Source organism: Streptomyces sp. NPDC055189, from assembly GCF_053606765.1.
In genome coordinates this window covers 38253-47484 of record NZ_JBSGSG010000078.1, presented here as the reverse complement: position 1 = coordinate 47484, position 9232 = coordinate 38253, and the positions used below count along the sequence as shown (strand labels likewise).

The following is a 9232-nucleotide window of genomic DNA, read 5'->3' as shown; positions in this document are numbered from 1 at the left end:
GCCTTAGCCCCCGCCGCCCGCCTAAGGCCCCTTACGTACGAAAGCGCCCGTGCGGCTGAAGATCCAGCCCCACCGGCGCTCCGAGTACCTCGCTCCGCGCGTACTCCGCCTGCCGTCAACTCGCCGACGGAAGACCGTAGATCAGGTCCGAGTACTTGGCGATGGCGAGCAGCAGGCCGATGACGCCCAGGGCGACACCCGCCCAGGCCACCGACTTGATCCACGAGGCCTGTTCCTGGCCGGGCGCGCCGAACGCGGGCCGGACCAGGACGATGAACCCGACGACCAGCGCGGCGAGCGCGAAGGCGCCGGCGATCAGCGCCGTGACCTGCCAGGAGTCGCCGTACATGGCCTGGATCTGGTCGGCGACGCTCGCCGACTGCTTGGTCTCCAGCTGCCCGACGATGTTCGAGCGGGCCGCGGCGACCGTGCCGAGCCAGCCGCCGGAGAGGCCGATCACACCGAGGGCGGCGGAGACGACGGCCGCGGCACCCTGGAACACGCCACCGGACTTGGCCGGAGCGACCTCTTCGACGACGACGAGCTCATCGACGTCGTCGTTGTCGTCGGCGTGGTCGGCCGGGACGGCGTCCTCGGCATCGGCGGTCTTCTCCACCTTGACGGCCTCCGTCTTGGTGTCGTCCTTGGTGTCCGCGGCCTCCGGCTCTGCGGGCTTCGCGGCCGCCTTGGCCGCGGCTTCGTCCTCTGTCTTAGTTCCCATGCTCCGCACCGTACGGACGGAGTCTGAGAAGTTTCTTAACGCGAAGCTCCGCTGTGCGCCGGGCCCCCGGAACCCGCCGCCGCACGGGCCTCCCGCGCCTTGCGCCACTCCGGGGCGAGCACCGCCCACACCTCCATGTCGTGCCGCACCCCCTGCCAGGGGAAGCTCTCCCGCAGCACTCCGTCCCTGGTCATCCCGAGCCGCTCGGCCACCGCGATGCTGCGTCGGTTCGCCGAGGAGGCCATCCACTCCACGCGGTGCATGCCGCGCTCGTCCACCGCCCAGTCGATGAGGACCCGGCTTGCCCTGGTGATCAGGCCGTGCCCGGCGGCGGACGGCTCTAGCCAGACACCGAGCTCGCAGGACTCCGTGGCCGTGTCGAAGATCCGGAAGAAGATTCCGCCGACGAGCGTGTCGTTCAGCCAGATGCCGCAGAGGTGCCCCGTGTCGGCGGCCTTCTTGTCGGCGTGTGCCTGGAGGCGCTCCCGAGCCGAATCCAGGTCCGTCACCAGCGTGGTCAGGGGCACCCACGGCCCCGTGTAGTCGCGCGCCCGCTCGATGTGCGCGAGGAACTCCTGTGCCTGCCACGGCTCGATGGGCCGCAGCTCAGCGCCCTCGCCCAGCGATATCGCGAACATCCCGCTCCTCGTATGTGTCGTCGTCCGTGTCCCCTTGTCCCGGGATCCTCGCACTCGCGACGGTTTTGCTCGACTGACTTTCCGGCGGCTCGATGCTGATGCGCGGCAGCCGGCGGTCCAGGCCGCGCGGCAGCCACCAGTTGGCGCCGCCCAGCATGTGCATGAGGGCCGGCACCAGCAACGTACGCAGGACGAAGGCGTCGAGGGCGACCGCCGCCGCGAGGCCGATGCCGAACATCGCGATGACCCGGTCGCCGCTCAGGACGAAGGCGAGGAAGACCGAGATCATGATGACCGCCGCGGAGTTGATCACGCGGCTGGTCTCGGCGAGGCCGACGCGGACGGCCCGCCGGTTGTCGCCGGTTTCCAGCCACTCCTCGTACATCCGGCTGACCAGGAACACCTGGTAGTCCATGGAGAGCCCGAAGAGGACGGACACCATGATCACGGGCAGGAAGGGTTCGATCGGTCCTGCCGAGCCGAGGCCGAGCAGCTCGCTCCCCCAGCCCCACTGGAAGATCGCGACGACGACCCCGAAGGCCGAGGCCACCGCCGCCACGTTCATCGCGGCGGCCTTCAGGGGGATGCCGATGGACCGGAAGGCGAGCAGCAGCAGGACGCAGCCCAGGCCGATGACCACGCCCACGAAGAGCGGCAGCTTGCCGACGATGATCTCCGCGAAGTCGTCGTAGCTCGCCGTGACGCCGCCGACCCGCAGGTCGAGCGTGGTGTCGGCCTCGGCCACGGGCAGTACGTCGTCGCGCAGCCGGTCGACGAGCTCGCTGGTCCGCTCGGACTGGGGCGACGAGGACGGGACGACGGTGATGTGCGCGGCCGTGCCCCCGGCGTCGTACGTGACGGGGCTGACGGAGGCGACGCCCTTGGTCGATTCGAGCGCCGGGCCGAGGTTGGCCAGGGCGAGCCGGTCGCCCGCTCCGTCGACGGGGGTGACGAGGGTGAGCGGTCCGTTCACGCCGGGGCCGAAGCCGTCCGCGAGGAGGTCGTAGGCCTGCCGGGTGGTGGCCGACGCCGGGTTGTTGCCCTGGTCGGAGGTGCCGAGGTGCAGGGAGAGCGTGGGCAGGGCAAGGACCGCCATGACGACGACGGCGACACCGCCGAGCAGCTTCGGGTGCCGCTCGACGAAGGCGGACCAGCGTGCGGCGAGCCCGGTGGGCACCTCCGGGGCCGGGCCGTGCTCGGCGAGGGCGCGCCGTTCGCGGCGGCTGAGCGCGCGCGGGCCGATCCAGGACAGGAGTGCGGGGAGCAGGGTCACCGACGCGGCGACGGTGAGGAGCACGGTCAGCGAGCCCGCGATGGCGACGCCGTTGAGGAAGCTGAGGCGCAGGATGAGCATGCCGAGCAGCGCGATGCACACGGTGGCGCCGGCGAAGACGACCGCGCGCCCGGTGGTGGCGACCGCGCGTTCCGCGGCGACGGCCACCGTGAGGCCCTGTTTGAGGCCCTTGCGGTGTCTGGTCACGATGAAAAGGGCGTAGTCGATGCCGACGCCGAGCCCGATCAGGGTGCCCAGCATCGGGGCGAAGTCCGCGACGGTCATGAGGTGCCCGAGGAGCACGATGCCCGCATACGCGGTGCCGACCGACACAAGCGCCGTCGCGATGGGCAGCATGGACGCGGCGAGCGAGCCGAAGGCGAGGAAGAGCACGACGGCGGCGACGGCGACCCCGACGATCTCGGCGGTCTGCGCGCTCTTGGACTCGGTGAGGGCGACGGCGCTGCCGCCGAGTTCGACGTCCAGGCTGTCCGATCCGGCGGCCTTCGCGGTGTCGACGAGGGCCTGTGCGTCCGCCTTGTCGATGGCGTCGGCCTGCTCGTGGAAGGTGACGGTGGCATACGCGATGCGCGCGTCGCCGCTGATCTGTGCGGCGCCGTGCTTCGCGTACGGACTGCTGACGGAGGCGACCGCGGGCATGCCCTCGATCCTGTCGAGGGCGTCGGTCATCGTCTGTTCGACGTCGGCCGCGCGCACCGTCGTGCCCGTCTCGGTCCGCCAGACGACGGTGTTGCTGTCGCCGCCGAGGCCCTCGAAGCCCTCGTTCAGGAGCTGGGTCGCACGGCCCGACTCGGTGCCCGGTACGTCGTAGTCGTTCGAGTACGCGGATCCGGTGAAGGCCGCGGCGCTCGCGGCGCCGCCGAGGGCGACGAGCCAGAGCAGTACTGCCAGGAGCCGATGCTTCAGACACCACCGTGCGACTGCTGCCACTGACGGGCTCCCTGTATTGATTCGTGGATCTTTATCGGGAACCGTCTTCAATGCACCGAACAGCCCGCAAAGAACGCTTGAGCGACGACATGTGCGCCAGAAGTACTTTGACAGCACCTGGAGATCGTTGGTCCCGTTCGTGGCTTTCCTCACAAGTTCACAAAAGGGTGTGCGAGGCCCCATCGGCACCTCGCACACCCTCGGAACTGGGGCTTCAGCCCGACACGCTCGCGCGTCCGTTCTCTATGTGCCCCATCAGGCGGCGCCGGAAAGCAGGTTCGCCGGACGCCGTCACCTGAACGTCGTACCAGCCGTGCTCGTCGTCCGTGTGCCAGGCGATCGTGCGGCTGCTGCCCGCCTTGACGCGGACGACCCTCGTGCGCGACCTGACGTGACGTTCTTTCACGTAGCCGAGGGGCTCGACCGTGAAGACGAGCTCCTTGCGGCCCCGGTTGGCGAGCGTCACGTGGATCTCACGACGGGTGATCGCGGAGGCGAGCTGCGCCGCGCCGTCCCTGCCGCCCGCGAACTCGCGCCGGAAGCCGTTGGGGCCCGTGACCGTGAAGTCGTACGCGTCCTTGGTCACCGGGACGGTCCAGGTGCCCTCGCGGACGACGTCCTGGTGCTGGGGAATCTTGAACTCGTCGGCGTAGGGATAGAGCGCGAAGTGCGCGCTGGAGCGGCCGCCGTTGCGCAGCCGCACCGAGAGAGCACCGCTCTCGCCCGGCTTGACGTACGCGTCGGGCTGGTAGGGCAGCGGGCGGGCGCGGCGGGTACCGGGCTCCTGGACCGGCATGGACTGCTTCAGGGGCGGCTGCGGGGACCAGCGGCCGCTGAACTCCGGGATGGCGCCGGGCTGTTCCACCTCGGGCTGCCGGTGGCCGCGCTTGAAGTCGAAGGCGCCGGTGAGGTCGCCGGTGACCTTGCGGCGCCAGGCGCTGATGTTGGGTTCGCGCACGCCGGTCCACTTCTCCAGGAAGCGCACGACGGAGGTGTGGTCGAAGACTTCGGAGGTGACGTAGCCGCCGACGGTCCAGGGCGAGACGACGAGCATGGGGACGCGCGCCCCGAGGCCGGTCGGCTTGCCCTCCCAGCGCTCTTCCTTGTCCTCGGCGGACTCGGTGCCGGGGACGGGCGGCGGGACGTGGTCGTAGAAGCCGTCGTTCTCGTCGTAGTTGATGAAGACGGCGGTGCGGCGCCAGACCTCGGGGTGCGAGGCGAGGGCGTCCAGGACCTTGTAGACGATGGTCGCGCTGTGGATGGGCGAGGAGACGCTGGGGTGCTCGGAGTCCAGGGCCGAGGGCACCAGGTAGCTGACCTTCGCCAGCTTGCCGCCCGCGACGTCCTTGGCGAACTCCTCCGCGAGCTTGCCGGTGGGCACGCGTCGCAGGCCGCGCTCGAAGAGCGACTTCTCGGCCTTGGTGAGGGTGGCGACGCCCTCTTCCAGGGCGGCGAGCAGCTTCTCCCGCTCGGCCTCGTCCTTCGCGTCGCGGACCTTGGCGTAGAAGGCCTCCATGTAGGTCAGGCCGGTCTTGGCGAGGACCTTGCGGGCGATGGCCTTGAAGGTGGTGAAGAACTCGATCTGGTTGTCGGTGAAGTTCTCCCACTCCGTGTACGTCTGCCAGCTCACGCCCGCCTTCTCCAGGCGCTCGGCGTACGTCCCCCAGTCGTACCCGGGGTGCGTCCCCTCGGCGTACGCGTCGTTGCCGACGGCCCGCTTGCCGTTCGCCTCGTAGCCCGTCTTGCCGCTCCACAGGTGGTTGCGGTTGGGGCTCGTGGAGGTGTGGATGGACGAGTGGTAGGCATCGCAGACGGTGAAGGTGTCGGCGAGTTCGTAGTGCAGGGGGATGTCGTCGCGCGTGTAGTACGCCATCGTGGCGGCGGTCTTGGCGGTGATCCAGCCGTCCATCCAGCCGTCGTGCCAGGCCTTGGCGCCGCCGCTCCAGGAGTGGTCGAGGGCACCGATGTACTGCAGGTCCTTCTTCTGCGCCGCCGCGGCCTCGCGGACCGGGAAGGGCAGGACGGCGCCGAGGGCGGCCGGCTGCTCGAACACGGACTTGCCGCTCGGGAGCCGGACGGCGTTGCGGTCGCCGAAGCCGCGTACACCGCGCAGCGCGCCGAAGTAGTGGTCGAAGGACCTGTTCTCCTGCATCAGGATGACGACGTGCTCGATCGAGTCGAGCCCGCCGCTGCCGGGTTTGTGCCGGTCCTGTGCCAGTGCCTGCTGCAACGACGGCGGCAGGAAGGATCCGACGGCGGCGGCGCCGAGCGCGCCTCCGCCGACCGCCATCAACCGCCTGCGTGATATCTCCGGGGACACGTACGACCTCCAGTCGACGGCCAATGGTTCTCCGCTGATCCATTAGCCTGCTCGGCCGGGACGGTAGTGAAGTCTGGTTTCCCTGTGAAGACTTGGGGACGAAGTCGGCGTGAACGGATGGACCCGGCGGACAGGGCCGCGCTCAGAGGCCGATGAGCAGCCCCGCCCAGAGGGCCACCGTCGACGCCGCGAGCGTCGCGGGCACGGTCAGGACGCCGAGCAGGGTGAAGGTGCGCAAGTCGGCGTCCGTGCCGTGGTCGTGCAGGATGCGGCGCCACAGCAGGGTGGCGAGCGAGCCGACGTACGTCAGGTTCGGGCCGATGTTGACGCCGATAAGGGCGGCGAGGACGGGGCCGGGGCCCGCGGGGGCGACGGCGGGCAGCAGGGCGAGGATCGCGGGCAGGTTGTTGATGAGGTTGGCGAGCACGGCGGCGAGGCCCGCGATCGCGAGCAGCGCGGGCAGCGAGGCGCCGTCCGGCAGCATCCACTCGATCCCGGCGCCGAGGCCGTTGTCGACGACCGCCTTGACGACGATGCCGAGCGCGAGCACGAACAGGCAGAACAGCGGGCTCGCGGAGCGGACGATTCCGGTGGCGGTCGTACGTTTCTGCAGCAGGGCGCGGACCGCGAGCACCGCCGCTCCCGCGAGGGCGGCCCACAGGGGTTCGGCCCCGGCGAACGAGGTGACGACGAAACCGGCGAGCGTGAGGCCGAGGACGACCAGGGTGAACACCGGTACGGGGGTCGGCTCGGTCTCCTTGGGTTCGAGGGCGCCCGCGTCCAGATCGGCGGCGAAGTACCGCCGGAACGCCGCGTACTCGATGCCGACGGCGACCAGCCAGGGCAGCGCCATCAGGAACGCGAACCGCGTGAAGGTGAGGCCGCTCGCGGTGAGGGCGAGGAGGTTGGTGAGGTTGGAGACGGGCAGCAGGAGCGACGCCGAGTTGGCCAGGTGGGCGGTGGCGTAGACGTGCGGGCGGGGCCTTGCGCCGACGCGGGCCGCGGTGGCGAAGACCACCGGCGTGAGCAGCACGACGGTGGCGTCGAGACTCAGCACGGCGGTGATCGCGGCGGCGACGCCGAAGACGCCGCCGAGCAGCGCCCTGGTCCGCCCGCCGCAGATCCGGGCGACGAGGTCCCCGGCGGCGGCGAAGAGCCCGTCGTCCGCGCAGAGTTGGGCGAGCACGAGCACGGCCGCGAGGAACCCGACCACGGGCAGCAGGCTCTGCACCTCGGCGAGCGCGTGCTCCGGCGAGACGGCCCCGAGGACCACGACAAGCCCGGCGGCGGGCAGCGCGGCGGCGGCCTCCGGCCACTTCTTGGGCCGTATGACGGCGAACGCGAGCACTGCGAGCAGCAGACCGACGGAGAGGACCTCGGCGGTGACGGTGTTCAGGGGGACGCTCCGTGGCCCGGGTGGGGCGGTGGTTCAACGGGGACGGACGTTCCCGGCGTAGGGCGGGCCGGAAACAGCGCCGCCCACCCACTCGATGGCGCGGGGCAATCGGGTGGGTGGGCGGGAAAAAACCGCCGCGAAGCGGCGTTGATCCCGTACGAGCCGCAGAGGCTAGCCCTCCACGCCCAGCTTCTGAAGGATCAGCTCCTTGACGCGGGCCGCGTCGGCCTGACCGCGGGTCGCCTTCATGACCGCACCGACCAACGCGCCGGCCGCCGCCACCTTGCCGCTGCGGATCTTGTCGGCGATGGCGGGGTTGCCCGCGATCGCCTCGTCCACGGCGGTCGTCAGAGCGCCCTCGTCCGAGACGACCTTCAGGCCGCGCTTCTCGACGACCTCGTCCGGCGTGCCCTCGCCCGCGAGGACACCCTCGAAGACCTGGCGCGCCAGCTTGTCGTTCAGGTCGCCCTTGGCGACGAGCTCGGCGACCCTGGCGACCTGCACCGGGGTGACCGGGAGCTCGTCGAGCGCCTTGCCCGTCTCGTTGGCGTTGCGGGCCATCTCGCCCATCCACCACTTGCGCGCGGCGGCCGGGTCGGCGCCCGCCTCGATGGTGGCGACGATCGGGTCGACCGCACCGGCGTTCAGGATCGACTGCATGTCGTGCTCCGAGACACCCCACTCCTCACGGAGGCGGTTGCGGCGCACGCGCGGCATCTCCGGAAGACCGGAGCGCAGCTCCTCGACCCACGTACGGGCCGGGGCGACGGGGACGAGGTCGGGCTCCGGGAAGTACCGGTAGTCCTCGGCGTTGTCCTTGATGCGCCCCGACGTCGTGGAGCCGTCCTCCTCGTGGAAGTGACGGGTCTCCTGGATGATCGTTCCGCCCGAGTTCAGCACCGCGGCATGGCGCTGGATCTCGAAGCGCGCCGCACGCTCCACGGAACGGAGCGAGTTGACGTTCTTCGTCTCCGAGCGCGTACCGAACTCCTCGCGCCCGTGCGGACGCAGGGAGAGGTTCACGTCGCAGCGCATCTGGCCCTTGTCCATCCGGGCCTCGGACACGTCCAGGGCCTTGATGACCTCGCGCAGCTCGGCGACGTACGCCTTGGCGACCTCGGGAGCCCGCTCGCCCGCGCCCTCGATCGGCTTGGTGACGATCTCGATGAGCGGGATGCCCGCGCGGTTGTAGTCCAGGAGCGAGTGCGAGGCGCCGTGAATACGGCCCGTCGCGCCACCGACGTGCGTGGACTTGCCGGTGTCCTCCTCCATGTGGGCGCGCTCGATCTGCACGCGGAAGACCTCGCCGTCCTCCAGCTGGACGTCCAGATAGCCGTTGAAGGCGATCGGCTCGTCGTACTGGGAGGTCTGGAAGTTTTTCGGCATGTCCGGATAGAAGTAGTTCTTCCGGGCGAAGCGGCACCACTCGGCGATCTCGCAGTTAAGCGCGAGACCGATCTTGATGGCGGACTCGACGCCGATCTCGTTGACCACCGGCAGTGCGCCGGGCAGTCCGAGACAGGTCGGGCAGGTCTGGCTGTTGGCGTCCTGCTTGAGCTCGGTGGAGCAGCCGCAGAACATCTTGGTCTTGGTGCCCAGCTCGACATGGACCTCGAGGCCCATGACGGGGTCGTACGTCGCGAGGGCATCCTCGTACGACACCAGGTCAGTCGTGACAGTCACGGTGAAACTTTCCCTCTCAACCCAGCAGGACGTCGTCGTCGCCGAGCTTCTTCAGCTCACGCAGGAGCAGAGCGAGGCCGGTGGCGATGGCGGCGGCGGAGACAGCGGCGTCGACGAGCCGGAGCGTGTCGTTGTCCTTGCGGGCCATCCGGGCCTGCTTGACGACGGAGACCGCGCCGAAGGCGGTCGTGGCGATCGACAGGTACGCGCCGGGCTTGGACTTCTTGAAGCCCTTGGCCTTGGCAGTCAT

The 9232-nt window shown here is 70.1% G+C and carries 7 protein-coding genes; all 7 read right to left on the bottom strand.

All coding sequences use genetic code 11. The annotated features are described in order from the left end of the window. Positions 1-115 precede the first annotated feature (115 nt). The 7 genes from ACWFR3_RS36625 to ACWFR3_RS36595 all read right to left on the bottom strand — a co-directional run bounded on the left by ACWFR3_RS36625 (position 116) and on the right by ACWFR3_RS36595 (position 9232). Positions 116-721, bottom strand: a complete 606-nt coding sequence (locus ACWFR3_RS36625) for a hypothetical protein (protein ID WP_453739013.1) — start codon at positions 719-721, stop codon at positions 116-118. A 35-nt stretch (positions 722-756) separates the two neighbouring features. Beyond that, positions 757-1359, bottom strand: coding sequence for a GNAT family N-acetyltransferase (locus ACWFR3_RS36620; RefSeq protein WP_453739012.1), 603 nt, complete (start codon positions 1357-1359; stop codon positions 757-759). After that, positions 1328-3583 (bottom strand): MMPL family transporter, encoded by a 2256-nt coding sequence (locus tag ACWFR3_RS36615; protein ID WP_453739011.1) that lies wholly within the window; start codon positions 3581-3583, stop codon positions 1328-1330. The genes ACWFR3_RS36620 and ACWFR3_RS36615 overlap by 32 nt, the downstream gene beginning before the upstream one ends. Before the next feature lie 214 nt (positions 3584-3797). Continuing rightward, on the bottom strand, positions 3798-5903 hold the full coding sequence (locus tag ACWFR3_RS36610) for a phosphocholine-specific phospholipase C (protein ID WP_453739010.1): 2106 nt from the start codon (positions 5901-5903) through the stop codon (positions 3798-3800). Between the two features lie 142 nt (positions 5904-6045). Next, entirely contained in the window at positions 6046-7299 is a 1254-nt protein-coding gene (locus ACWFR3_RS36605) for an SLC13 family permease (protein ID WP_453739020.1), read from the bottom strand. Between the two features lie 171 nt (positions 7300-7470). Further along, positions 7471-8982: an Asp-tRNA(Asn)/Glu-tRNA(Gln) amidotransferase subunit GatB gene (gene gatB / locus ACWFR3_RS36600; RefSeq protein WP_453739009.1), complete on the bottom strand. Its 1512-nt coding sequence runs from the start codon at positions 8980-8982 to the stop codon at positions 7471-7473. Positions 8983-8998: 16 nt separating this feature from the next. Further along, complete coding sequence (locus ACWFR3_RS36595) at positions 8999-9232, bottom strand: hypothetical protein (protein WP_453739019.1); 234 nt, start codon at positions 9230-9232, stop codon at positions 8999-9001.

Bases quoted from the DNA above. Each gene is read 5' to 3' on its own strand.
- ACWFR3_RS36595 (WP_453739019.1), bottom strand. From the start codon at position 9,232: ATGACTGCCAAGGCCAAGGGCTTCAAGAAGTCCAAGCCCGGCGCGTAC.
- ACWFR3_RS36620 (WP_453739012.1), bottom strand. From the start codon at position 1,359: ATGTTCGCGATATCGCTGGGCGAGGGCGCTGAGCTGCGGCCCATCGAG.
- ACWFR3_RS36625 (WP_453739013.1), bottom strand. From the start codon at position 721: ATGGGAACTAAGACAGAGGACGAAGCCGCGGCCAAGGCGGCCGCGAAG.